Raw genomic sequence first — 24117 nt, 5'->3', positions numbered from 1 at the left:
GCCTAGCGGATGTTCGGGTCGAAGGTGAAGATCACCAGCGTGCCCAGAAGGATGGTGAACACCGTGGCGGTGTAGAGCAGGCCCTTCAGCCACAGCCGCGTGTTGGCGCGCTCCGCGTAGTCGTTGATGACGGTACGCAGACCGTTGGCGCCGTGCAGCATGGCGAGCCACAGCATCAGCAGGTCCCAGACCTGCCAGAACGGGGACGCCCAGCGGCCGGCCACGAAGGCGAAGCCGATCTTGGAGACGCCGCCGTCCAGCACCAGCTGGATCAGCAGGTGGCCGATGACGAGGACGACGAGCACGATGCCCGAGAGGCGCATGAACAGCCAGGCGGCCATCTCGAAGTTGCCGCGGGTCGAGCGCGGCGTCTTGCCCGTGCGCTTGCGCGGGGCCTCGATGTACGGCGCCGGGTTGTCGACGTCGTAGAGGCTTACGCCCTCCACGTCGCCGATGGCCTTGGCGGAAGAAGTGTCAGAAGACATGAGTGTCACTTCCCGAACAGTTCGGCAGCTGCGTGGCCCAGGACGGGGTACAGGGCCCCGATCATCAGGATGATCCAGACGATCACGACGCCCCAGAGCATCTGCTTCTGGAGGCGGGGGCCCTTGGACCAGAAGTCCACGGCGATCACACGGAGACCGTTCAGCGCGTGGAACAGGATGGCGGCCACGAGGCCGTACTCCAGCAGCGCGACGATCGGAGTCTTGTAGGTAGCCACGACATCGTCGTACGCCTCGGGGGAGACGCGGACGAGAGCGGTGTCGAGGACGTGTACGAACAGGAAGAAGAAGATGAGGACGCCGGTGACTCGATGAGCCACCCAGGACCACATTCCTTCCCGGCCGCGGTACAACGTTCCAGCCGGCACGGAAAACCCTCCGGAAGCGGGGCGGGGGCCAGCCGGCTTCTTTGTCGGTCGGGCCCGGCCGGGTACGGTCCTCCGGCCCCGGACATCGTAGCGACGCTTTGTCGGTTCCCTCGCGCCGGGTCCATCGGTGTGATCAAACAGGCACGGACGGACTATCCCACAGGGGCGAATAGCCCTGAATCCTCGGTGTTTACCCCGTCCTGGGAGGTCAGCCAATGTGTCAGGTCGGCGAGCCGCACCTGGGCGAGGCGGCGCAGCTCGTCCGCCGAGATCGACCGCTCCTCGTCCGCCTCCAGCTCCATCCGCCGCCGGATCGCGGCGAGCAGCTGGTCCGCCTGCTCCTCCGGCGGGTGGCCGTCCAGGCAGATGACGAAGACGTGGCCGAAGTTGCGCTCGTACTCGGCGTGCGCGGCGTCCAGCGCCAGGAGCGCGGCGTACGAGGCCCGGTGGTCCAGCTCCACCGGGACCTCCGAGGCCAGCGCCTCGCTCAGGTCCGCCTGGGAGAGGTCGTACGAGGCCTCGTCGGCGGCGGCCAGCAGCGCGCCCGGATCCGGGTACGGGCGGTGGGCGGCCACCCGCTGCGCCCAGCGCCGGCTCCCGCAGCAGTGCAGCAGCACGGCCACGGCGGCTTCGGGGGAGAGGGCGTTGAACCGCGCCAGTCCGGAGCCGGTGGAGGGGTCGGAGCAGCCGCGGGCCTGTGCCGGAAGGTGGCTGGACAGCGGGGCTCCTCGGGGCGTGGCGCGGGTGTACCGCCACGCTAGCGACGCCGGGCGGGGTGTGTCGTACCGATCCGGGGTTTTCACCCGGAAGTGAGCCGAAAGGATGACGGGCGTGGCGCGGGAACGGCCCGTCGGGGGAGGGAGGAAGACGACCGAGGCCGCCACCCCCCACAGGAGAGGCCCCGGTCGCCGTCCGTACGGGCTCGTGCGACAAGCCCGTACCCCTGTCAGCGCCGCGAGTGCGTTTTGTGTCACACCCCGCTTCGCGCACGATTGGTTGCTCCCCGTACAACTCGTGGACGAAGGTACTTGAAGGCCGTAACGTGCTGATTTGCGCCACAGGTACAGGACAGTGAAACGGTTGGGGACTTTGCTGGGGGACGACGCGGAGCTGACCGCCGCGGTGCTCGCGGCACAGGGCGGCGACGAGAGCGCGTTCCGTACTGTGTACCGCGCCGTGCACCCACGCCTGCTCGGTTACGTACGCACGCTCGTCGGGGACGGCGACGCGGAGGACGTGACCTCCGAGGCATGGCTGCAGATCGCCCGCGACCTCGACTCCTTCACCGGCGACGCCGACCGCTTCCGCGGCTGGGCCGCCCGCATCGGGCGCAACCGCGCGCTCGACCACATCCGCATGCGCGGACGCCGTCCCGCCATCGGCGGCGACGAGACCGAGCTGACGGGCCACGCCGCCGACAGCGACACCGCCGGCGAGGCGATGGAGGCCCTCTCGACGGGCCGGGCGATGGCACTGATCGCCCAGCTCCCGCAGGACCAGGCGGAGGCCGTGGTGCTCCGGGTCGTGGTCGGGCTCGACGCGAAGAGCGCGGCCGAGACGCTGGGCAAGCGGCCCGGAGCCGTACGTACCGCGGCCCACCGGGGCCTGAAGAAACTGGCCGAGCTGATCGGCGCGGACGGCGGGTTCGCGCCGGAGTCGGAAACGGACTCGGATCCGGCGGGCCCCGTCGGCCATAATGCCGGGGGCCAGGCGAGGGACGGCGGGGGCGGGAGGGATCTCGACGCCGTGCCCGCTCAGCGCGGCAGGGGCGGTGGTCTCGTACAGCAAACCGGTGTGACGCATTCACGTTGGCGGACGCAGAAGGACATGTGATGGCCGACGAGCGCAACAGGTGGCTGGACAAGGCCGCGGCGGAACGAGTGCTGCGCGGCGGCCCGGCCGTACCTGGCGGCGACCCGAGCGCCCGCGAAGCGGAAGCCCGGCTTCGGACCGCCCTCGAACTGTTGGCAGCGACGCAGTCGTGCGCCGGGGTGGAGCTGCCCGGCGAGGCTGCCGCGGTGGCCGCCTTCCGCGCCGCGCGCGGCGGGACCGAGGCTTCGGCGGCGTCCGGCCCGTCCGCGGCGTCCGGGCCGGCCGGCGGTGACACCTCCCCCCTCGTGGAACTCGGCAGGGTCCTGCCCCTAGCCGCCCCGGTGTCCCCGGCCCGGCGCGGTCGCCCGGTGCGGTTCGGGCTCGTCGCCGCGCTGGCGAGCGTCGCCGTGGGAGGCCTGGCGGTCGCCGCGGGGGCCGGCCTGCTGGACCGGAGCACGCACGACTCGGCGGGTCCCGTACCGGCGGTGTCCCTCAGCGCCGACGAGAACCCGACGCCGCCCGGCGACGCCGGGGGTCCGACCCCGGGTCCCCCGCTGCGGCCCACCCCCTTCCGGGGCTCCGACGGCGTGCCGCCCACCCCGGGCGCCGGCCCGACCCCCGGCGGACTGGACTCCGGCGCGGCGCAGGGATTCGGCCCCGGAACGGGGGCGGGCCCCGGCACGGCCTCAGGCGGCGGCTCCGGCGGGGACGGGGGGAACGGCAACGACGCGAAGGACGGCACGGACGGCAAGGACGCCCTCGCGGGCGGGACCACCTCGCTGAAGGACGCGGACCGGCAGACCCGCCTCAAGGCGGTGGAGCTGTGCGAGGCCTACCGCTCGGGGCGGATGAACTCGGACCGCCGCGACAAGCTCTCGAAGCTGGCCAAGGGGCTCGCGCGCATCCCGCACTTCTGCGAGGAGCTGCTCGACGGGGCGGCCAGGAGCACCACCCCGACCGTTCCGCGCGGTTCGGACCTCGGGGGCGACGTGCTCAAGGCCCCGACGCTGGCCCCGGCCAGCCCGGGGATGTCGGCGCCCGCCCGCCTGCCCTCGCGCTGAGGCTGCCGCCTGGGGCGGTTTCCGGCCATCGTTCGGGTGGTCCCCGCGGGCTCACCGGACGGGTTCCGGGCGACGTCACGAACGGGCTGTAACACTTTTCGAACCTGCGGCGCAGTACATATCGAGCCGACTGGTCATCGGCCGCGCATGAGCCGGGGTTCCCCCCGTACCCCTGGGCTCTGCGCACCCGGCGCGGGCGGGGTTCGTTCCCCCGGCCCTGCCCGCGCCCTTTACTTCACCGACCGGTTGCTTCACCGACCGGACCACCGGGATCACCAGTAGACGACGACCTTGTCGCCGACCTGCACCTCGTCGAACAGCTTCGACAGCTTGGCCTTGTCCCGGACGTTCACACAGCCGTGCGAGGCGCCGGCGTAACCGCGGGCGGCGAAGTCCGCGGAGTAGTGCACCGCCTGGCCGCCGCTGAAGAACATCGCGTACGGCATCGGCGTGTGGTAGATCGTCGACGTCCACTCCTTGGCCTTCCAGCCCACGTTGAACACGCCCTCACGGGTCGGGGTGTTCTCGGAGCCGAAGCGGACGTCCATCGTGGAGACGACCTTGCCGTCGATCATCCAGGCGAGCGTGCGGCTCTCCTTGCTGATGCACATGACGCGGCCCGTCATGCAGCGCGGGTCCGGCGCGTCGACCTCGTTGACGGTCGGCGGGCGCAGCTCGTCGGCGCTGGGCTTCTTGCTGACGCTCTGGATCTTCTTCCAGGTGGCGTCGTCGACCGCGCCGGAGGCCGTCAGGCCGTTCTTCGTCTGGAAGGACTTGACCGCGGCGGTCGTCTTCGAACCGTAGAAACCGGTCGGCGCGACCGTCATGTACTTGAGCTGCTTCAGGCGGGCCTGGAGCTCGCGCACCTGCTCGCTCTCGTCGCCGTTCGCCATGATGGCCTTGACGGTCGGCGAGGGGGACGCGGACGGCGAGGCCGACTGCGAGGCGGACGGCGAGGGCGAGGCCTCGGCGGGCTTGTTGTCCGTCGAAGGGGAGCTTTCGGGGGTGGAACCCGCCGCGGACGCGGACGGAACCGTGGAAGCGGAGCCGGCCGGCTCCGTCTTCTGGGGCCCGCAGGCGGTCGCGGCGAGCGCGACGGCGGTGGCCACCCCGAGCGTGCGGATTATGACTCTCTGGCGAAGCATTGCATTCCCCCGATATCTACGTCGTGTATGTAGGTGATGCCTGGCGGGCGTGGACAGTTGCAGACGATCCCGGGATGTTGCGCCATTGTGACCAGCGGCCGTCAGACGACAGCCGGAGCCGCCGCCGGGAGTTGTATCAGCCCCGGGGCCATTTGCTCCATGGAGGGTTTGGTCACATGGCCAGTACCGAGAGCGGGAGTCCCATCGAACCCGTGTATGGGCCGGGGGATCTGACGGGGTGGGACCCCGAGGTCAAACTGGGCGAACCGGGGGCGTATCCGTACACAAGAGGTGTCTACCCGACCATGTACACCGGCAAGCCGTGGACGATGCGGCAGTACGCCGGGTTCGGAACGGCCGCCGAGTCCAACGCCCGGTACCGCCAGCTCATCGCCGGCGGCGGTACCGGACTGTCGGTCGCCTTCGACCTGCCGACGCAGATGGGGCACGACTCCGACGCACCGCTCGCGCACGGGGAGGTCGGCAAGGTGGGCGTCGCCGTCGACTCCGTCGACGACATGCGGGTGCTCTTCGACGGGATCCCGCTCGACCGGGTCTCCACGTCCATGACGATCAACGCCCCGGCGGCGCTCCTCCTCCTCATGTACCAGCTGGTCGCCGAGGAGCACGGGATCGAAGGCGCGCAGCTGACCGGGACCGTGCAGAACGACGTGCTCAAGGAGTACATCGCCCGCGGGACCTACATCTTCCCGCCCGAGCCCTCGCTGCGGCTGACCGCCGACACCTTCCGCTACTGCAAGGCCGAGATCCCCCGCTGGAACACCATCTCCATCTCCGGCTACCACATGGCCGAGGCCGGGGCCTCGCCCGCGCAGGAGATCGCCTTCACGCTGGCGGACGGCATCGCGTACGTACGGACCGCGCTGGCCGCCGGGATGGAGGTCGACGAGTTCGCCCCGCGCCTGTCCTTCTTCTTCGTGGCCCGCACCACCCTGCTGGAGGAGGTCGCGAAGTTCCGCGCCGCGCGCCGGATCTGGGCCCGCGTCATGCGCGAGGAGTTCGGTGCCCGGAACCCGAAGTCGCTCATGCTGCGCTTCCACACCCAGACGGCCGGGGTCCAGCTGACGGCGCAGCAGCCCGAGCTCAATCTCGTACGGGTGGCCGTGCAGGCGCTGGCGGCGGTGCTGGGCGGCACCCAGTCGCTGCACACCAACTCCTTCGACGAGGCGATCGCCCTGCCGACGGAGAAATCGGCGCGCCTGGCCCTGCGCACCCAGCAGGTGCTCGCGTACGAGACGGACGTGCCGCACACGGTCGACCCCTTCGCCGGCTCGTACGCCGTGGAGCGGCTGACGGACGAGGTCGAGGAGGCCGCGCTCGCGCTGATGCGACGGGTCGAGGACCTCGGCGGGGCGGTCGCCGCGATTGAGGCCGGCTTCCAGAAGGGGGAGATCGAACGGAACGCGTACCGCATCGCGCGGGAGACGGACGGCGGCGAGCGCGTGGTGGTCGGGGTCAACCGCTTCACGCTGGAGCAGGAGGAGCGGTACGAGCCGCTGCGCGTCGACCCGGAGATCGAGAACCGGCAGCGGGAGGCACTGGCGGCGCTGCGCGCGGAACGCGACGGCGGGGCGGTGGCGGCGGCGCTGGCCTCCCTGCGCGAGGCGGCCGCGGGCACGGCGAACGTGCTGTATCCGATGAAGGAGGCCCTGCGCGCCCGGGCCACGGTCGGCGAGGTCTGCAACGCGCTGCGGGAGGTCTGGGGGACGTACCAGCCGACCGATTCCACCTGGTGAAATGGCGACGACGACAGGTGCGTCCTTGTGGGACACTCCTGCCCATGCTGGGTGTCACCGATCTGCCGACCTATCTCGTCGGGCTCATACTGATCATTTTGCTGCCGGGGCCGAACTCGCTGTACGTGCTCTCCGTCGCGGCGCGCCGCGGGGTGCGGACCGGGTACAAGGCCGCCGCCGGGGTGTTCACCGGCGACGCCGTGCTCATGGTGCTCGCCGCCGCCGGGGCCGGGGCGCTGCTCCAGGCCAGTCCCGTGGCCTTCGGCATCGTCAAGCTGCTCGGCGCCGGGTACCTGACCTGGCTCGCCGTCGGGATGATGCGCGGGGCGTGGGCGCTGTTGCGCTCGCGGGCCGAGCGGGACGAGCGGGACGATGTGGCCGGGGCCCCGGCCTCGGGCGAGGCGGCCGAGGGGGAGCGGCCGTACCGGCGGGCACTGCTGATCAGCCTGTTCAATCCCAAGGCGATCCTGTTCCTCGTCTCCTTCTTCGTGCAGTTCGTGGACCCCTCGTACGCCTACCCGGCGCTCTCGTTCCTGCTGCTGGGCGCGCTGCTCCAGCTCGGGAGCTTCCTGTACCTGACGCTGCTGATCTTCAGCGGGACCCGGCTGTCCGCCGCCTTCCGCCGCCGCAGGCGGCTGTCGGCCGGGGCCACCTCGGCGGCGGGCGTGCTCTTCCTCGGCTTCGCCGCCAAGCTGGCCGTCAGCTAGCGGCCGGCCGGGCGGCCGGTCAGCCGAGGGCCCGGCGCAGGCGCGGGCCCAGGGGGCGCTCGATCCCGCGGTGGACCGCCCAGGCCAGCGCCAGTATGGCCGCCACCGTCAGCGCGAACACCGCCCCGGGCGGAAGCCCCGCCCGGCGGTGCAGGGCGGTGATGAGCACCCAGCCCAGGTGCTCGTGGACCAGGTAGAAGGGGTACGTCAGCGCCCCGGCCAGGGTCAGCCACCGCCACCGGGGCCGCTCGGCCCGGCCGCCGAGCCGGCCGAGCGCGGCCAGGGCCACCGCAGCGAACCCGGCCGTGACCACCGCGATGATCACCACCGCGCTGCGGTACGAGAAGAACCGCGGATCCGGGGCGTGCCACAAACCCGCCACCGCGTAGTGCTGTCCGAGCAGCCACCCGGCCCCGGCCACCGCCCAGGCGAGCCGGTCACGCGGAGCGCGGTGCGCCAGGTACAGGCCGATGCCGCCGATGAAGAACGGCGCGTACTGCGGCATCAGGGCCTGGACGAGGAACCCCTTCCCGCCCGGGTCGGCCGCGTCCGCGAGGACCGCCGACAGCATCCAGCCGGCGCAGAACAGCAGGGTCCGGCGCCGGCCCCCGCCCGGCAGGACGACGCAGAGCGCGAAGAGCACGTAGAAGCGCAGCTCCGCCCAGAGCGTCCAGCACACCCCGAGGACCCGCTCGGCCCCCAGCGGCTGCTGGAGCATCGTCAGGTTGACCAGGAAGTCCGACGGGGACACGGCCCGGGCCGCCACCGCCACCAGGACCAGCGCCGCCCAGTACGCGGGGTAGAGCCGGGCCGCGCGCGAGGCGGCGAAGGCACGCACCGAACGGCCCTCGGCGCTCAGGCAGATCACGAAGCCGCTGATCACGAAGAAGATCTGCACCCCGAGGCAGCCGTACGCCAGCCAGGGCGCGGCCGCGGGGAACAGCTGCCGCGGCGAGGCGCCCCAGGCGTCGGAGATCTGACCGCCGCGGCCGCCGTAGTGGTACCCGGCGACCATCAGCGCGGCGAGCAGCCGCAATCCGTCGAGCGCCCGAAGCCGCCCCGCCGCCCCGGGCCCCGCTCCCGCCTCAGCCCTCGCCTCCGCTCCCGCCGTCCGCTCCCGGGCGCCGGGGACCGCGGCGCCGGGGACCGCGGCACTGGGGACCGCGGCACTGGGGACCGCGGACGCGCCGGCGGTCGCCGTCACCGCGTGCGGGCCGCGCGCAGCCGCTTCAGCCGGCGCACCACGCGGCGGACGGCCGGGCTGTTCGGCAGGAACGACAGCTGGGCCGGGATGCCTCCGGGCAGCCCGAGGGTGGTCAGCCGCCGGCGTTTGAAGTAGCGCCAGGTCCGGTCGTCCAGGTGCGCTGCCAGATACCGTTCGGCGTCGGTGCGGCGCGAGGCCAGGATCTGGGGCTGCATGGTGAACCCGACGGCGGTGAGCAGCCCGCTCAGCCGGTCCCGGTTCTCCTCGGGGCCGGGCGCGCTCCAGTCCGCGACGGCCCCGGCGTCCGCGAGCGCGGGCAGGAGCGCGTCCACGATCGCCAGCGGGATCCGGTTGCTGTTCTGGTACGGGGCGAGGCGGGCCAGTATGGCCTCGGTCCCGGTGCGCGCGACGGGCAGCCCGTACAGGGTGGCGGCGGTCAGCAGCCCGGTGGAGAAGCAGCCGACGACCAGGGCGGGTCGCAGCCGCTGGTAGAGGGTCTCGGCCAGGACCGGGGTGGCCATGACGGTGAGCCGGGCGCCGAGCCGCTCGGCCTCGGCCTCGGCGCGGTGCGAGTACGCGGCGGGGGCGCTGGGGTGCGGTTTGAAGACGAGCTCGCGGTGGCCGAGGGCGAAGGTGCCCCGGACCATCTCCACGTGGAGCTCCTCCTCTTCCTGCGGGGAGAGGAGTTCGAGCGCGGAGAGGTACTGGCCGAGCAGCAGCGCCGGGGCCTCGCCCACCCCGTCGAGCTCGGGCCCGTACGAGGGCAGCTCGGCGAGCACCTTCAGGAACTCCGGGGTCGGCACCAGCTCCGGCCGTACGCCGAACTCGGTGAGCAGCAGCGGTTCCAGACCCGGCACCAGGTCCAGGTGCAGGACGCGGCGCACCCGCATGCCGAGCTGCGGGTCGAGGCGGAAGCGGGTGGGACCGTAGCTCATCAGCCCGTCGGCGTAGACGTCGACGGCGGCGCCGGGGAAGAGCGTGCACAGGGTCCGGGCGGGCGGGACCTGGATCGACTCCACGATGATCTCGACGCGGTCCTCGCCCAGTCCCCAGAGCGCCCGGAGCTGACGCTCCCACAGCGGGACGTCCTCGGGGCGCGGGGCCCAGGCGCTCGGGTGCTGCGGGGCGATGGCGGCGTTCCAGTCGAGCACCTCGTCGAAGCGGGTGCTGAGCGCGGCGAAGCCGGACATGTCGGCGAGGCCGGGGGAGACCTCGGCGGTGAGGGCGTGGTTGCTGGTGAGCAGGATGCGCCGGCCGGCCGGCGGGAAGGTCCCCGCGTCGATGCCGGCGGCGAGCGTGGCCGTGCCGTAGAGGGTGGAGGCGAGGAAGATCTGCGTACAGGGGGTGTGGTGAGTCGCCATCAGAGCGCGGCTCCCGCTCGTGCGGGCCGGCGGCGCAGGCGGCGCAGCACTCCGGCGCGATCGGCGTCCATCGAGTTCAGGGCCCGGTCGAGTACGTCCTGGGGCATGCGTCCGAGCGCGGCCGAGCTCATCGAACGGAGTTTCTTGGCCACGGCCGGTTCGTACCTCTCGATGGTCCCGATATGGTGCGCGATAATTGCACAATATGTTCGGACGGCTTTCGGCAGAAGAAGATCGCTTTCCCGGTCCTCGGCCGTATCGGCCAGAACCTGGTCGAAAGCCTTGATGAAATCGAGCTGGCGCTCGTCCTTGATCTGCGTGAGCGAGGTCGCGACCCCGCGCCGGTAGAAGATTCCCGGCAGTCCGACCGCGGCGAACGAATCGGCCCCCCGGTGCAGCCGCCAGATCCACGGCCGGTCCTCCGCCGTGCGCAGCCCGTCGGTGAAGTGCAGCAGCCCGCGGTCCAGCAGCCGCCGGTGGTACATGCCGGCCCAGGCGTACGGATAGTCGACCGAGGTGGCCCGCGAGGAGGGCAGGATCCCGGCGCGCGGATCGCCGACGACCAGCTGCGGACCGTAGGGGACGCGCTGCACGCTGCGGGTGCGACCGGTCACCTGGACATGGTCGTTGCGGACGAAATCGCAGCTCAGGGACTCTATGGCGGCCAGCGTGCGGGCCAAGTGGCCGGGCGCCAGCCAGTCGTCGCCGTCCAGGAACGTGACGTACTCGCCGCGCGCCGCGTCCAGGCCGGTGTTCCGGGCGGTGGCCAGGCCGCCGTTCCGTTCGTGTCTGAGGAGCACCGCCCCCGGCAGCTCGCGCGCCGCCCGCTCCAGGAGTTCGGGCGTGCCGTCCGTCGAACGGTCGTCGACGAGCAGGAACTCGAAATCGTCCCGGGCGTTCAGTTCGAGGCTTTTCAGGGCATCCGGTGCGTATGTCTGCACGTTGTAGAACGGCACGACAACAGAGAGCTTGAGCACCCGCGAGACATTAAGGCGTTGGCCGGCATTCACCGTGGCCCGTACGCGGATTCCATGTGAACGAAGCGGGGCGGGCACGTTAACCGGTGCGGTTTCGCATGACGTAGACGGGTTGTTAACCCGCTGTTGTGCGCTCGTTGGGCCGATCACCGAAATTGCGGAATAGCTTCTGCCGGGTGCCAGCCAGTAATCGCGCAGCATCTCGTAGTCATCCCCCGACTGCCCTCCGCGTCGCCGTACTCGCCGATTCCGATACGCGATGGAAATGGGGCGCACTCACCGCCCGCCGCCTGTCGCAGGGGCCGCAGCTCACCGGATTCCTGCTCCGCGGCCGGGCCACCCCGACCGCGCGCCAGCTCGGCGAAGTGGGCGTCCGGGCCGACCGGCTCTCCGAGGTGACCTGCGCACAGTTCCTCGCGGAGATCGAGCGCGAGAAGTACGACGTCGTCGTCCTCGCCCTCGTCGGCGGGGCCGTCCAGGCCGTCCTGCACGGGATCCGCGCGCTGTGGCCCGAGCCGGCCGAGCGCCCCGTGCTCGTCACCGGGTACGTGGGCGTCGTATACGAGAAGCTCGCCGACGGCCTGCTGCTGCGCCACGGCGCCGACCTCGTCCTCGCCAACTCCCGCTACGACGCCGGACGCTTCCGCGCGGTCTACGAGGGCGTCGGCGCGGACGCCGGCGCCGTCACCGAGACGGCGCTGCCGTTCCTGGACGGAGCGGAGTACGAGAAGGCCGGCAGCCGCGCGCACACGGTCGTCTTCGCCGTCCAGCCGTCCGTCCCCGAGAGCCGCGCCGACCGCATGTACCTGCTGGAGCGGGCCGCCGGGCACGCCCGGCTGCACCCCGGGCGCGAGGTGCTGATCAAGCTGCGCAGCCGGCCCGGCGAGCACACCACGCACCTGGAGGAGCAGCCGTACCAGCGGCTCGCCGAGCGGATCCCGGGCGGACTGCCCCCCAACTGCCGCCTGGTGTACGGGAACATGGGCGAGGTCCTGGACCGTACGGACCTGCTGGTCACCGTCTCCTCCACGGCCGCGCTGGAGTCGCTGCACCGCGGGATCCCGACCGCGGTCCTCACCGACCTCGGCGTCCGCGAGGTGCTCGGCAACCACCACTTCCTCGGCTCGGGGTGCCTGGCCTCCTGGGACCAGCTCGACGCCGGCCTGCTGCCGCAGGGCGACCCCGACTGGCTGGCCGACCAGGGCGTGACGGGCGCCTCCGGCGCCGGCGACCCCTTCGCCGCCGCGCGCGAGCGGCTCGGCGCACTGCTGGACCTCCCGGTGCTCCCCGCCGTCGCCCCGTACTACACGCGGCTCACCGCGCCCCGGTACCTGCCCGGGATCCTGGCCCGCCACCACCTGGCCCCCGACGGGAGCCCGCTGCCCGGCGCCGTCCGCGAGAGCGAGGGGGAGTCCCGGCTGCGCCGCTGGCTCCGCTCGCACCTGCGCGACGCCGCCCGCGGCGCGTACCGGCACGGCGTCCAGCGCGTGGCCCCGATGATCCGCCGGATGGGGGAGCTGTGAGCCCCGCCGCGCACTCCGTCCCGCGTCAGGCCGCCCGCCCCCGCGTGCTGGCCGTGATCCCGGCCCGCGGCGGCTCCAAGGGGGTCCCGGGCAAGAACCTCGCCGAAGTGGCCGGGGTCCCGCTCGTCGTACGGGCCGTCCAGGCCTGCCGGGGCGCGGCCACCGTCACGGACGTCGTCGTCTCCACCGACGCCGACCCCATCGCCGAAGCCGCCCGGTCCGCCGGGGCCGACGCGATCCGCCGCCCCGCGGCGATCTCCGGGGACACCGCCAGCAGCGAGGCCGCCGTACTGCACGCGCTCGACGCCTTCGAGGAACTGCACTCCCTCACCGTGGACGTCGTCCTCCTCGTCCAGTGCACCAGCCCCTTCCTGACCTCCTGCGACGTCGAGTCGGTCGCCGCCGCCGTCGCCACCGGCGCGGCCGACTCGGCCCTGACCGTCGCCCCGTTCCACGGCTTCCTCTGGCGGGAGGCGGCCGACGGCGCCGGCGGGACCGGCGTCAACCACGACAAGGCCGTCCGCCCCCGCCGCCAGGACCGCCCCCAGGACCTGCTGGAGACCGGGGCCGCCTACGCCATGGACGCCGCCGGCTTCCGCGGCGCACGACACCGCTTCTTCGGGCGCACCCTCCCCGTCGCCACCGACCCCGCACGGGTCCTGGAGATCGACGAACCGCACGACCTGGCGCGCGCCCGCCTCCTCGCTCCCCTCTTCACCTCCCCTCAGCACCCCCACGCACCGAACGAAGGGCCCCAGCTGCCATGACCGTCGACACCCCCAACTCCCGCCTGCGCACCTTCGGCTCGCGCACCGCCGGCCCCGGCCGCCCCGTGTACGTCGTCGGTGAGATCGGCATCAACCACAACGGCGACCTCGGCAACGCCTTCGCCCTCATCGACGCCGCCGCCGAAGCGGGCTGCGACGCCGTGAAGTTCCAGAAGCGCACCCCGGAGATCTGCACCCCGCGCGACCAGTGGGACATCGAGCGCGACACCCCCTGGGGCCGGATGACGTACATCGACTACCGCCACCGCGTCGAGTTCGGCGAGGCCGAGTACCGCTCCATCGACGAGTACTGCGCCAAGCGCGGCATCGACTGGTTCGCGTCCCCGTGGGACACCGAGGCCGTCGCCTTCCTGGAGGAGTTCGACGTCCCCGCCCACAAGGTGGCCTCCGCCTCCCTCACCGACGACGAGCTGCTGCGGGCCCTGCGCGCCACCGGCCGCACCGTCGTCCTGTCCACCGGCATGTCCACGCCGAAGCAGATCCGCCACGCGGTGGAGGTGCTGGGCAGCGACAACATCCTGCTCTGCCACGCCACGTCCACGTACCCGGCCAAGGCCGAGGAGCTCAACCTGCGGGTGATCAACACCCTGCAGGAGGAGTACCCGAACGTCCCGATCGGCTACTCCGGCCACGAGACGGGTCTGCAGACCACCCTCGCGGCCGTCGCCCTCGGCGCCACCTTCGTCGAGCGCCACATCACCCTCGACCGCGCCATGTGGGGCTCCGACCAGGCCGCATCCGTGGAGCCCGGCGGCCTCGCCCGCCTCGTCCGCGACATCCGCACCATCGAGACCGCCCTCGGCGACGGCGTCAAGCGCGTCTACGACTCCGAGCTCGGCCCCATGAAGAAGCTCCGCCGGGTCCGGGGCGAGCTCGCCTCGGTCTGAGCCCCCCCGCCGGTCCGGGCCGGGGTCCCGCTCCGGGGCCCGCCCGGCCGTCCGGCCCCCGCGTCCGGTGTCCGTCCGGTACGACGCTCCGCCCCGCCCCTGACGAGGAGTACGTGGTGACCCCCTCCGCCTCCACCCTGGCTTTCGTCGAGAGTCCGGTCCAGCTCCTGAACGTCCTGGAGTGGGCGCACGCCGAAGCCGCGTCCGCACCGGGCGGCGCCCCGCTGCTCCACGGCGTCCCGGCCCAGCCCAGCCGCGCCGCCGTCCGCGGCCCGGCCGCGGACGGTGCGGACGCGGGCGCGACCGCAGCCGCGGCCGCCCGCGCCCCCGACCGCTCGGCGGGGGCCGGGTCCTGGCTGCGGATCGTCGTACTGCCGCCCACCGACCCGATGTCCCGCGGCCAGCTGCGCCGGATGGCCGGCCTGGCCCGGGACGAGGGGTACGAGGTCGTCTGGCAGGAGGCCCGCGGCGGCCGGCTCGCCCCGCTCAAGGCGCTCGCCGCGCTCGCCAAGGACGTGCGCGCGGCCCGCCGCGTCGTCGTCGGCGACCCCTTCTCCCGGTACGTGCAGCTCCTGCTGACCCTCGTACGGGCCGAGGAGCTCGTGGTGGTCGACGACGGCACCGCCACCATGGAGTTCGTCGCCCAGACCGCCCGGGGCGAGCGCCTCGTACGCTGGCACCACGTCGGCGGGGGCGGCCTGCCCGGCCGCGTCCGCGAGCTCGCGTACGCGCCGGTCTCGGCCACGGCCCGGCGCCGCTTCACCCCGGCCGCGGGCGGCGGCCGCCGCGTCGAGGTGTTCAGCTCGATGCCCGTCACCGTCCACAGCGGGATGACCCTGCGGGTCAACGAGTTCGCCTGGACCCGCGCCCGGTTCGGGCCGCCGCGCCTGACCAAGGGCACCGACCTCGTCGGCACCTCCCTGGTGGAGACCGGAGTGGTCGACCCGGACCGCTACCTGGACGCCGTACGCGCGCTGACCCTGGAGCACGGGGCCACCCGCTACTTCGCGCACCGCCGCGAGTCCGCGCAGAAGCTGCGCACGCTCAGCGAGGCGACCGGACTGGAGATCGTCCGCCCGGACCTGCCGCTGGAGCTGATCGCGCGGCGCGGCCCGGTCGGCCGCACGATCGTCAGCTTTCCGTCCACGGTCGTCCACACGCTGCCCTACGCACTGACCGGAACCGGTGTGACCGTCGCCGTATGCGATGTCGAGGCGGCCTGGCTCACCGGCTCCGCCTCGCCGCGGGCCCGCAGCTTCCTCGCCGGGGTCACCGAGACTGCCCGTGATGTGCACAGACTCCCCGCCCAGACCGCCTCCGCGGCGGGATGAGCGCGCGAGTTTACCCCCGGGTGCATCCCCTCATGCGTCCAGAGGTCTGGTTTTTTTCCCCTAACGGCATGAACTTTTGGTGATCTCCGGCCAGTTGGGCCATTCGTGCGCCTACCCTTCAACGGGTGAACCAGTTGATGTCCCGCGAGTCCCAGACCGCCCTGCCCGGCACGCCTGACCGGCCCGAGCTGCCCGGCAAGATTCCGGACCACCTGCGTGCCGAACTGATCGAGTTCCGCCGGGACTTGCACATGCACCCCGAGCTAGGACACCAGGAGTTCCGCACCACGGCGGCGATCAAGGCCCGGCTGGAGAAAGCGGGCCTGCGGCCCCGCGTCCTGAAGTCCGGAACCGGCCTGATCTGTGACGTGGGCACCTGGGACGGGGGCCGGCCGATGCTGGCCCTCCGTGCGGACATCGACGCCCTGCCCATTCCGGACGCCAAGACGCACGTCGCGTACCGCTCGACCTTCCCCGACCGCGCCCACGCCTGCGGCCACGACGTGCACACCGCCGTCGTCCTCGGCGCCGGACTGGTCCTCGCCGACCTGGACCGGCAGGGCCTGCTGCCCCGCCCGGTGCGGCTGCTGTTCCAGCCCGCGGAGGAGGTGCTCCCCGGCGGGGCCACCGACGCGATCGCCTCCGGGGTCCTGGACGGGGTGGGCCGGATCATCGCGGTGCACTGCGACCCCCGGGTCGACGCCGGGAAGATCGGGCTGCGTACCGGGCCCATCACCTCCGCCTGCGACCGGCTGGAGATCACCCTGGCCGGCCCCGGCGGGCACACCGCCCGCCCGCATCTGACCACCGATCTGGTGACCGCCGCCGCCCGGGTCGCCGTCGACCTCCCGGCCGTGCTGTCGCGCCGGATGGACGCCCGCTCGGGCATGTCCGTCACCTGGGGCCGGATCGAGGCCGGGCACGCCTGCAACGTCATCCCGATGCACGCCGAACTGTCCGGGACGATCCGCTGCCTGGACATCAACGCCTGGCACGAGGCGCCCGACCAGATCCACGCGGCGATCGACGAGATCGCCGGGATGCACCGGGCCAAGTCGGAGATCACGTACGTGCGCGGGGTGCCGCCGGTCGTCAACGACCCGGTGGTGACCGAGCTGCTGCGCGAGGCGATGGCGGCCCGGCTCGGCAAGGAGTCGATCGAGGACACCGAGCAGAGCCTCGGCGGCGAGGACTTCTCCTGGTACCTGGAGCACGTGCCCGGAGCCATGGCCCGGCTCGGCGTGCACACCCCGGGCGCGAGCGCCAAGAGGGACCTGCACCGGGGCGACTTCGACGTGGACGAGTCCGCGATCGGGGTCGGCGTGGAGTTCTTCACGGCCGCCGCCCTGCTCGACGGCCGCCGCAGCAGGCCTGCCGGGTAGCGCGCGGGCAAAAATTTGTACAACATCTGAGCGCCTACCGTCACAGGTGTCCAGCCCTTGGTACACAAGGGTTGGACGCCTGGAGAGTTACCGATCGGTCACTGTCCGATTCGCGACGATCCGATAACGACTCATGAACGGCCCTTTAACTGACATCTACGCGCGTTACGATCGCCGCGAAACCAGCGCCGGTCGTGGCGCTTCGGTCAGGTTTTGAAGGAGCCTCCCCTTGCGCCGGATCACCAGGATCGCCACCGTGGGCATCGCGTCCGCGGCGCTGGCCCTCTCGGCCACCGCCTGTGGCGGAAAGAAGTCTTCCGACTCCTCCGCGTCCTCCTCGGAGTCGGCGGCGGGTTCGAAGTCCGCAGCCATCGCCTATGACATCGGCGGGCGCGGCGACCAGTCGTTCAACGACGCCGCCTTCGCCGGCCTGGAGAAGGCCGAGAAGGACCTGAAGGTCAAGGGTGCCGAGGCGGAGCCCACCGAGGGCGAGAGCGAGGCGGACAAGGTCCAGCGCCTCACCGAGCTCGCGCGCAAGGGCAACAACCCGGTCATCGGCGTCGGCTTCGCCTACGCCCCGGCCATCAAGAAGGTCGCCGAGAAGTTCCCGAAGACCACCTTCGGCCTCATCGACGACACCTCGGTGACCGGTCCGAACATCGCGAACCTGGTCTTCAACGAGGAACAGGGCTCCTACCTGGCCGGCGTCGCCGCCGCCAAGGCCTCCAAGAGCGGCACGGTCGGCTTCATCGGCGGTGTCGAGGTCCCGCTGATCAAGAAGTTCGAGGCGGGCTTCACCCAGGGCGTCAAGGACACCAACCCGAACGCCAAGGTGCTGTCGGCCTACCTGACGCAGCCGCCGGACTTCTCGGGCTTCGCCAAGCCCGACCTCGGCAAGGCCACCGCCAAGGGTCAGCTCGACGGCGGCGCCGACGTGATCTACTCCGCGGCCGGCCTCGCCGGTTCGGGTGCGATCGAGGCCACCGCCAACGCGGGCAAGTGGGCCATCGGCGTCGACTCCGACCAGTACAACCAGGCCGGTCTGTCGAAGTACAAGGACAAGATCCTGACCTCGGTCACCAAGGACGTCCCGGACGCGGTCTACAACCTGATCAAGTCGGTCGAGGACGGCAAGCCGCAGACCGGTGAGATCCGCTACGGCCTCGACAAGGACGGCGTCGGCCTGGCCGACTCCAACCCGGCCTACAAGCAGATGGCCGACGTCACCGCCGCGGTCGAGAAGGCCAAGGCCGACATCATCGCGAAGAAGATCACCGTCAAGACCGCCCCGTAAGGCCGTCTCTGACCTGCAGTAGTGGTCTCCGGGGTTCGGGAAGCGGTCTCCACCGCTCCCGGACCCCGAACCGTGTTCTGTGATCCTTGTGGCCACTTGGCCGCAAGTTTTCACTTTCGACAGTGCTACGCGCGTAGAGGCATCGTGGACGCGATACCGTCCTCCTCCCGCCCACCCGCCCGGCCGATACCCGCCCTGCCCCCTGCCAACTTGGCTTTTCCAGCTCCTTCCGCGCCAAGGAGAGTGCGTCATCAACGCGTCCAGCCCCCCTCTCGCCGTAGAACTGAACGGCATTACCAAGCGCTTCCCCGGCGTCGTCGCCAACAAGGACATCGCGATCAGCGTCCGCAAGGGCACGGTCCACGCCCTCATCGGTGAGAACGGTGCCGGCAAGTCGACCCTGATGAAGATCCTCTACGGCATGCAGAAGCCGGACGAGGGCACCATCGCCGTCGACGGGGAGCAGGTCTCCTTCTCCAGCCCCGGAGACGCCATCGCCCGCGGCATCGGCATGGTGCACCAGCACTTCATGCTGGCCGACAACCTCACCGTCCTGGAGAACGTCGTCCTCGGCGGCGAGAAGCTCTACGGGATCGGGGCCAAGGCCCGCAAGAAGATCGCGGAGATCTCGGACGCGTACGGACTGGGCGTCCGCCCGGACGCCCTCGTCGAAGACCTCGGTGTCGCCGACCGCCAGCGCGTGGAGATCCTCAAGGTCCTCTACCGCGGCGCCCGCACCCTCATCCTCGACGAGCCCACCGCGGTGCTCGTACCGCAGGAGGTGGACGCGCTCTTCGACAACCTGCGCGAGCTCAAGGCCGAGGGCCTGACCGTCATCTTCATCTCGCACAAGCTGGGCGAGGTGCTGAAGGTCGCCGACGACATCACCGTCATCCGCCGCGGCACCACCGTCGGCACCGCCGACCCGAAGACCGCCACCACCAAGCAGCTCGCCGAGCTGATGGTCGGCAGCGAGCTGCCCACCCCCGAGACCCGCGAGTCGACGGTCACGGACGTGGAGATGCTCAAGGTCCAGGACCTGCGGCTGGCCGCCACCGACCCGGACGGCGTCGTCCGCGAGGTGCTCGCCGGCATCGACTTCACCATCCACAAGGGTGAGGTCCTCGGCATCGCCGGCGTCGAGGGCAACGGCCAGACGGAGCTCATCGAGGCCCTCATGGGCATGACCCTGCCGGACGGCGGCGTCATCACCCTGGACGGCAAGGACATCTCCACCACGCCGACGCGCGGGCGCCGCGAGGGCGGCATCGGCTACATCCCCGAGGACCGCCACCGCCACGCGCTGCTGCTGGAGGCCCCGCTCTGGGAGAACCGCATCCTCGGCCACGTCACCGAGGCGCCCAACTCCAAGCGCGGCATCCTCGACCCGAAGGCCGCCCGCAAGGACACCGAGCGGATCGTGCGCGAGTACGACGTGCGCACCCCCGGCATCGAGGTCACCGCGGCCTCCCTCTCCGGCGGCAACCAGCAGAAGCTGATCGTCGGCCGCGAGATGAGCCACGACCCGAAGTTCCTCATCGCCGCCCACCCCACCCGCGGCGTGGACGTCGGCGCGCAGGCGCAGATCTGGGACGCCATCCGCGAGGCCCGTCGCGAGGGCCTGGCCGTGCTCCTGATCTCCGCCGACCTGGACGAGCTGATCGGCCTGTCCGACACCCTGCGCGTCATCTACCGCGGCCGCCTGGTCGCGGACGCCGACCCGGCGACCATCACGCCCGAGGAGCTCGGCACCGCCATGACGGGCGCCGCTCGCGGACACCTGGAAGCCAACGACAACCCTTCCGCCGCTGCCGACGGTGACACGACGGAGGACGAGGCCCGATGAAGAAATTCGACAAGGACCGGCTGCTCCTCGCGGTCGCCGGACCCGCGCTGGCACTGCTCAGCGCCTTCGTACTGACCATGATCGTGCTGGCCGCCTCGGGCGTGGACCCGATCGACCCGCTGCGCATCATGATCGACCAGGCCAGTTACGAGGACGTCCAGGTCCTGATCGTCAACCAGGCCGGCATCTACTTCCTGGCAGCCCTGGCCGTCGCCATCGGCTTCCGGATGAACCTCTTCAACATCGGCGTCGACGGCCAGTACCGCCTCGCCGCGATGATCTCGGCCGTGGTCGGCGCGAAGGTGGCGCTGCCCGGTCCGCTGCACATCCTGCTGATCGTGCTCGTCGCCATGGCGACCGGCGCCTTCTGGGCCGGTATCGCGGGCATCCTCAAGGCCCGCCGCGGCGTGAGCGAGGTCGTCTCCACGATCATGCTCAACGCCATCGCGACCTCCGTGATCGCGTGGCTGCTGCTGCCGAAGAACCTCGGCGTCCAGCCGGCCGGCTCGAACGACCTGACCACCGGTGACATCCCGGAGTCCGGCTGGTTCCCGGCCCTCTCGCTGCCCGGCGGCGACATCTACGGCTTCACCTTCGTGGCCTTCGCGCTCGGCGTCGTCTACTGGTTCGTGCTCAACCGCACCCGCTTCGGCTTCGACCTGCGCGCCTCCGGCGCCAGCGAGTCCGCCGCGCAGGCCTCCGGTGTCGAGCCCAAGAAGATGATCATGACCGCGATGCTCATCTCGGGCGCGGTCGCCGGCCTGACGGGCATGCCGCTGCTGCTCGGCGAGTCCCACACGTACAACCTGTCCTTCCCGCTGGGCATCGGCTTCACCGGCATCACCGTCGCGCTGCTCGGCCGCAACAACCCGGTCGGCATCTTCTTCTCGGCCTTCCTGCTCGCCTTCATCGACAAGTCCTCGGCCGGCCTCGACCAGAACGGCTACGCCAAGGAAATCGGCACGATCATGCAGGGCCTGATCGTCATCGCCGTCGTCGTCAGCTACGAGCTCGTCCGCCGCTACGGCATCCGCCGCCAGCAGCAGAAGGTCGGCGAAGAGCTGGCCGCCGGCCACGCCCTCAAGACCGACAACAAGGAGGTCGCGGCGTGAGCACCAGCACCGTTTCCGCGACGAGCGCCGCGCCCAAGAAGGGCGGCGGACGCCGCAAGGTCACCCTCCCCTGGATCCTGCTGATGATCGCGGGCGGCCTCGCCCTGATCTCGCTGGTTCGGGTCATCTCCGGCGCCGACGACCTGACCTCCGTCGGCCAGGTCTCCGGCGCCCTCCAGCTCGCCGTGCCGATCGCCCTCGCGGGCCTCGGCGGCCTGTGGGCCGAGCGCGCGGGCGTGGTCAACATCGGCCTCGAAGGCATGATGATCCTGGGCACCTGGTTCGGTGCCTGGGCCGGCTACCAGTGGGGTCCGTGGACCGGCGTCCTCATGGGCATCGTCGGCGGCGCCCTCGGCGGCCTGCTGCACGCGATCATCACGGTCACGTTCAACGTGAACCACATCGTCTCCGGTGTGGCGGTCAACATCCTGGCCGTCGGCTTCACCCAGTACCTGTCGAACTTCACCTTCGACAAGGCCCCCGGCGGCTCATCCAAGCAGTCCCCGCGCATCGACCCGATCACCGAGGTCACGATCCCGGGGCTCTCGCACTGGCTGGCGACGCTGCAGGGCAAGCACTGGTTCCTGGTCTCGGACCTCGCCGGCGTGCTCGGCGGCCTGGTCACCAACCTGTCGCTGCTGACGATCGTGGCGATTCTGCTGATCCCCGCCACCTGGTGGGTGCTGTGGCGGACCTCCTTCGGTCTGCGCCTGCGCTCCTGCGGTGAGAACCCCGTCGCCGCCGAGTCCCTCGGCGTCAACGTCTACAAGTACAAGTACATCGCCGTGGTCGTCTCCGGCGCGATGGCCGGCCTCGGCGGCGCGTTCCTCGCGATCGTCTCCACCGGTATCTACCAGGAGGGCCAGACCGGCGGCCGCGGCTACATCGGTCTCGCCGCGATGATCTTCGGTAACTGGATGCCGGGCGGCATGGCCCTCGGCTCGGGCCTCTTCGGCTTCACCTACAGCCTCCGGCTGCGCGGCGGCTCCGAGAACGTCCACGCGATGCTGCTGCTCCTCGCGATCCTGCTCGTGATCGTCCTCGTGTGGCAGCTGTACAAGAAGAAGTACGTCCAGGGCGCGATCGCCGCGGCCTGCGCGGCCGGCCTGTTCCTCTGGTACGCGCTGACCGACGCCGTCCCGAGCCAGTTCGTCGACGCCGCCCCGTACGTCACCACGCTCCTGGTGCTCGCGCTCTCCGCGCAGCGACTGCGGATGCCCAAGGCGGACGGCTTGCCGTACCGCAAGGGCCAGGGCAAGTGACGACGGCGATCCACCCCGACTGGGAGGCCCTGCGGGAGGCCGCCCGGGACGCCATGTCCCGGGCGTACGCCCCCTACTCGCACTTCCCGGTCGGCGTAGCCGCCCTCGTCGACGACGGCCGCGTGGTCGTCGGCTGCAACGTGGAGAACGCCAGCTACGGGCTCAGCCTGTGCGCCGAGTGCGGGCTGGTCTCCTCCCTCCAGGCCACGGGCGGCGGCCGCCTGACGCACTTCACCTGCGTCGACGGCAAGGGCGACATCCTGGTCCCGTGCGGCCGCTGCCGCCAGCTGCTCTTCGAGTTCGGCGGCCCGGACCTGCTGGTGGAGACCCCGAAGGGCATCCTTCCGCTGGCCGAGATGCTGCCGCAGTCCTTCGGTCCGGACCACCTCGGATAGCCGTGCGACGGCCCTTCGCCCCTTGCCGGGCGGGGGGCCGTCGCACTTCCCTCTTCTTCTCTTCTCTCACCACCCTCTCTATGCGCGTAGAAGGAAGCACCACATGGACGTCATCTCCGTCATCCGTACGAAGCGGGACCGCGGCGAGCTGAGCCCCGAGCAGATCGACTGGGTCATCGACGCGTACACGCGCGGTGTCGTCGCCGACGAGCAGATGTCGGCGCTGGCGATGGCCATCCTGCTCAACGGCATGAACCGCGCCGAGATCAAGCGCTGGACCGCCGCGATGATCGCCTCGGGCGAGCGGATGAACTTCGACTCCCTGTCCCGCCCGACCGCCGACAAGCACTCCACCGGCGGCGTCGGCGACAAGATCACCCTCCCGCTGGCCCCGCTCGTCGCCGCGTGCGGCGCGGCCGTACCGCAGCTGTCGGGCCGCGGCCTCGGCCACACCGGCGGCACCCTGGACAAGCTGGAGTCCATCCCCGGCTGGCGCGCGCTGCTCTCCAACGAGGAGATGCTGCACGTCCTGGACACCACCGGCGCGGTCATCTGCGCGGCGGGCGACGGTCTGGCCCCGGCCGACAAGAAGCTGTACGCGCTGCGCGACGTGACCGGCACCGTCGAGGCCATCCCGCTCATCGCCTCCTCGATCATGTCGAAGAAGATCGCCGAGGGCACGGGCTCGCTCGTCCTCGACGTGAAGGTCGGCACCGGCGCGTTCATGAAGAACATCGAGGACGCGCGCGAGCTCGCCTCCACGATGGTCGCGCTCGGCACGGACAGCGGCGTCAAGACGATCGCCCTGCTCACCGACATGTCCACCCCGCTGGGCCTGACGGCCGGCAACGCGCTGGAGATCCGCGAGTCGGTCGAGGTCCTGGCCGGCGGCGGCCCCTCCGACGTCGTCGACCTGACCCTGGCGCTGGCCCGCGAGATGCTGGACGCGGCGGGCATCAAGGACGCCGACCCGGCCAAGGCCCTCGCGGACGGCTCCGCGATGGACGTCTGGCGCCGGATGATCTCCGCCCAGGGCGGCGACCCGGACGCGGCCCTGCCGGTCGCCCGTGAGCAGCACGTGGTCACCGCCCCCTCCTCGGGCGTGCTGACCCGCCTGGACGCGTACGGCGTCGGCGTGGGCGCCTGGCGCCTGGGCGCCGGCCGCGCGCGCAAGGAGGACCCGGTGCAGGCGGGCGCGGGCATCGAGCTGCACGCCAAGCCGGGCGACACGGTCACCGCCGGCCAGCCGCTGATGACCCTGCACACGGACACCCCGGAGAAGTTCGAGTACGCCCTGGCCTCCCTGGAGGGCACGTACGACATCGCCCCGGCCGGCACGGCGTTCACCGCCACGCCGATCGTCCTGGACCGCATCGCCTGACCTGCGGCTTCCCTTGCGGGT

21 protein-coding genes and 1 pseudogene are annotated in these 24117 nt (G+C 71.6%); 15 read left to right on the top strand and 7 right to left on the bottom strand.

Annotated features, from left to right (window positions below; all coding sequences use genetic code 11):
* Positions 1–2: 2 nt before the first annotated feature.
* The 3 genes from CP980_RS13115 to CP980_RS13105 form a co-directional block, all read right to left on the bottom strand.
* Positions 3–485: a succinate dehydrogenase hydrophobic membrane anchor subunit gene (locus CP980_RS13115; protein WP_030027687.1), complete on the bottom strand. Its 483-nt coding sequence runs from the start codon at positions 483–485 to the stop codon at positions 3–5.
* A gap of 5 nt (positions 486–490) precedes the next feature.
* Positions 491–871, bottom strand: coding sequence for a succinate dehydrogenase, cytochrome b556 subunit (sdhC, locus tag CP980_RS13110; RefSeq protein ID WP_078864375.1), 381 nt, complete (start codon positions 869–871; stop codon positions 491–493).
* 152 nt (positions 872–1023) lie between these two features.
* A complete protein-coding gene (locus CP980_RS13105) occupies positions 1024–1590 on the bottom strand; it encodes a 2-oxo-4-hydroxy-4-carboxy-5-ureidoimidazoline decarboxylase (RefSeq protein ID WP_132757183.1) in 567 nt (188 codons plus the stop codon).
* A 370-nt stretch (positions 1591–1960) separates the two neighbouring features.
* On the opposite strand from CP980_RS13105, the gene CP980_RS13100 reads away from it, so the two are divergent.
* Together CP980_RS13100 and CP980_RS13095 are read left to right on the top strand one after the other, a co-directional pair.
* On the top strand, positions 1961–2704 hold the full coding sequence (locus CP980_RS13100) for an RNA polymerase sigma factor (RefSeq protein WP_132757185.1): 744 nt from the start codon (positions 1961–1963) through the stop codon (positions 2702–2704).
* Complete coding sequence (locus CP980_RS13095; RefSeq protein WP_150528232.1) at positions 2704–3744, top strand: hypothetical protein; 1041 nt, start codon at positions 2704–2706, stop codon at positions 3742–3744. Before CP980_RS13100 ends, CP980_RS13095 begins: the two co-directional genes overlap by 1 nt.
* A gap of 272 nt (positions 3745–4016) precedes the next feature.
* Here CP980_RS13095 and CP980_RS13090 read toward each other — a convergent pair whose 3' ends face one another.
* Positions 4017–4889 carry a L,D-transpeptidase family protein gene (locus CP980_RS13090; RefSeq protein WP_150528231.1) on the bottom strand — a complete coding sequence of 291 codons (873 nt, stop codon included), beginning with the start codon at positions 4887–4889 and terminating at the stop codon, positions 4017–4019.
* A gap of 176 nt (positions 4890–5065) precedes the next feature.
* On the opposite strand from CP980_RS13090, the gene CP980_RS13085 reads away from it, so the two are divergent.
* Together CP980_RS13085 and leuE are read left to right on the top strand one after the other, a co-directional pair.
* The gene (locus CP980_RS13085) at positions 5066–6646 is read left to right on the top strand and encodes an acyl-CoA mutase large subunit family protein (protein WP_150528230.1); all 1581 of its coding nucleotides are present in this window, start codon (positions 5066–5068) and stop codon (positions 6644–6646) included.
* Positions 6647–6690: 44 nt separating this feature from the next.
* The gene (leuE, locus tag CP980_RS13080) at positions 6691–7353 is read left to right on the top strand and encodes a leucine efflux protein LeuE (protein ID WP_132756203.1); all 663 of its coding nucleotides are present in this window, start codon (positions 6691–6693) and stop codon (positions 7351–7353) included.
* Between the two features lie 19 nt (positions 7354–7372).
* On the opposite strand, the gene CP980_RS13075 is transcribed toward leuE, so the two are convergent.
* From CP980_RS13075 to CP980_RS13065, 3 genes are read right to left on the bottom strand one after another with little or no spacing between them, the layout of a single operon-like run.
* Positions 7373–8557: an acyltransferase family protein gene (locus CP980_RS13075; protein ID WP_150528229.1), complete on the bottom strand. Its 1185-nt coding sequence runs from the start codon at positions 8555–8557 to the stop codon at positions 7373–7375.
* Entirely contained in the window at positions 8554–9918 is a 1365-nt protein-coding gene (locus tag CP980_RS13070; RefSeq protein ID WP_150528228.1) for a polysialyltransferase family glycosyltransferase, read from the bottom strand. The genes CP980_RS13075 and CP980_RS13070 overlap by 4 nt, the downstream gene beginning before the upstream one ends.
* Positions 9918–10895, bottom strand: a complete 978-nt coding sequence (locus CP980_RS13065) for a glycosyltransferase family 2 protein (RefSeq protein ID WP_150528227.1) — start codon at positions 10893–10895, stop codon at positions 9918–9920. The genes CP980_RS13070 and CP980_RS13065 overlap by 1 nt, the downstream gene beginning before the upstream one ends.
* A 176-nt stretch (positions 10896–11071) precedes the next feature.
* Here CP980_RS13065 and CP980_RS35555 point away from each other — a divergent pair, with 176 nt between their 5' ends.
* The 11 genes and pseudogenes from CP980_RS35555 to CP980_RS13010 all read left to right on the top strand — a co-directional run bounded on the left by CP980_RS35555 (position 11072) and on the right by CP980_RS13010 (position 24096).
* Entirely contained in the window at positions 11072–12418 is a 1347-nt protein-coding gene (locus CP980_RS35555; RefSeq protein WP_132756211.1) for a DUF6716 putative glycosyltransferase, read from the top strand.
* Positions 12415–13134 (top strand): annotated as a pseudogene (locus CP980_RS35550) (acylneuraminate cytidylyltransferase family protein); the annotation flags it as partial. The gene CP980_RS35555 and the pseudogene CP980_RS35550, both read left to right, overlap by 4 nt.
* 47 nt (positions 13135–13181) lie before the next feature.
* Positions 13182–14093 (top strand): N-acetylneuraminate synthase family protein, encoded by a 912-nt coding sequence (locus tag CP980_RS13050; protein ID WP_132756215.1) that lies wholly within the window; start codon positions 13182–13184, stop codon positions 14091–14093.
* A gap of 116 nt (positions 14094–14209) precedes the next feature.
* Positions 14210–15424: a hypothetical protein gene (locus CP980_RS13045; protein WP_150528225.1), complete on the top strand. Its 1215-nt coding sequence runs from the start codon at positions 14210–14212 to the stop codon at positions 15422–15424.
* Positions 15425–15561: 137 nt separating this feature from the next.
* On the top strand, positions 15562–16806 hold the full coding sequence (locus CP980_RS13040) for an amidohydrolase (RefSeq protein WP_099889825.1): 1245 nt from the start codon (positions 15562–15564) through the stop codon (positions 16804–16806).
* A gap of 229 nt (positions 16807–17035) precedes the next feature.
* Positions 17036–18100: a BMP family lipoprotein gene (locus CP980_RS13035; RefSeq protein ID WP_132756219.1), complete on the top strand. Its 1065-nt coding sequence runs from the start codon at positions 17036–17038 to the stop codon at positions 18098–18100.
* A gap of 202 nt (positions 18101–18302) precedes the next feature.
* On the top strand, positions 18303–19946 hold the full coding sequence (locus CP980_RS13030; protein ID WP_132757187.1) for an ABC transporter ATP-binding protein: 1644 nt from the start codon (positions 18303–18305) through the stop codon (positions 19944–19946).
* A complete protein-coding gene (locus CP980_RS13025; RefSeq protein ID WP_132756221.1) occupies positions 19943–21058 on the top strand; it encodes an ABC transporter permease in 1116 nt (371 codons plus the stop codon). The genes CP980_RS13030 and CP980_RS13025 overlap by 4 nt, the downstream gene beginning before the upstream one ends.
* On the top strand, positions 21055–22320 hold the full coding sequence (locus CP980_RS13020; RefSeq protein WP_132756223.1) for an ABC transporter permease: 1266 nt from the start codon (positions 21055–21057) through the stop codon (positions 22318–22320). The genes CP980_RS13025 and CP980_RS13020 overlap by 4 nt, the downstream gene beginning before the upstream one ends.
* Positions 22317–22715: a cytidine deaminase gene (locus CP980_RS13015; protein ID WP_099889821.1), complete on the top strand. Its 399-nt coding sequence runs from the start codon at positions 22317–22319 to the stop codon at positions 22713–22715. Before CP980_RS13020 ends, CP980_RS13015 begins: the two co-directional genes overlap by 4 nt.
* A gap of 103 nt (positions 22716–22818) precedes the next feature.
* The gene (locus CP980_RS13010; RefSeq protein WP_099889820.1) at positions 22819–24096 is read left to right on the top strand and encodes a thymidine phosphorylase; all 1278 of its coding nucleotides are present in this window, start codon (positions 22819–22821) and stop codon (positions 24094–24096) included.
* The last annotated feature ends 21 nt before the right edge of the window (positions 24097–24117 follow it).

Source organism: Streptomyces vinaceus, assembly GCF_008704935.1.
Classification (GTDB): Bacteria; Actinomycetota; Actinomycetes; order Streptomycetales; family Streptomycetaceae; genus Streptomyces; species Streptomyces vinaceus.
Note: the sequence above shows the minus strand (reverse complement) of the source record. Positions and strands in the feature narration are given on the sequence as shown.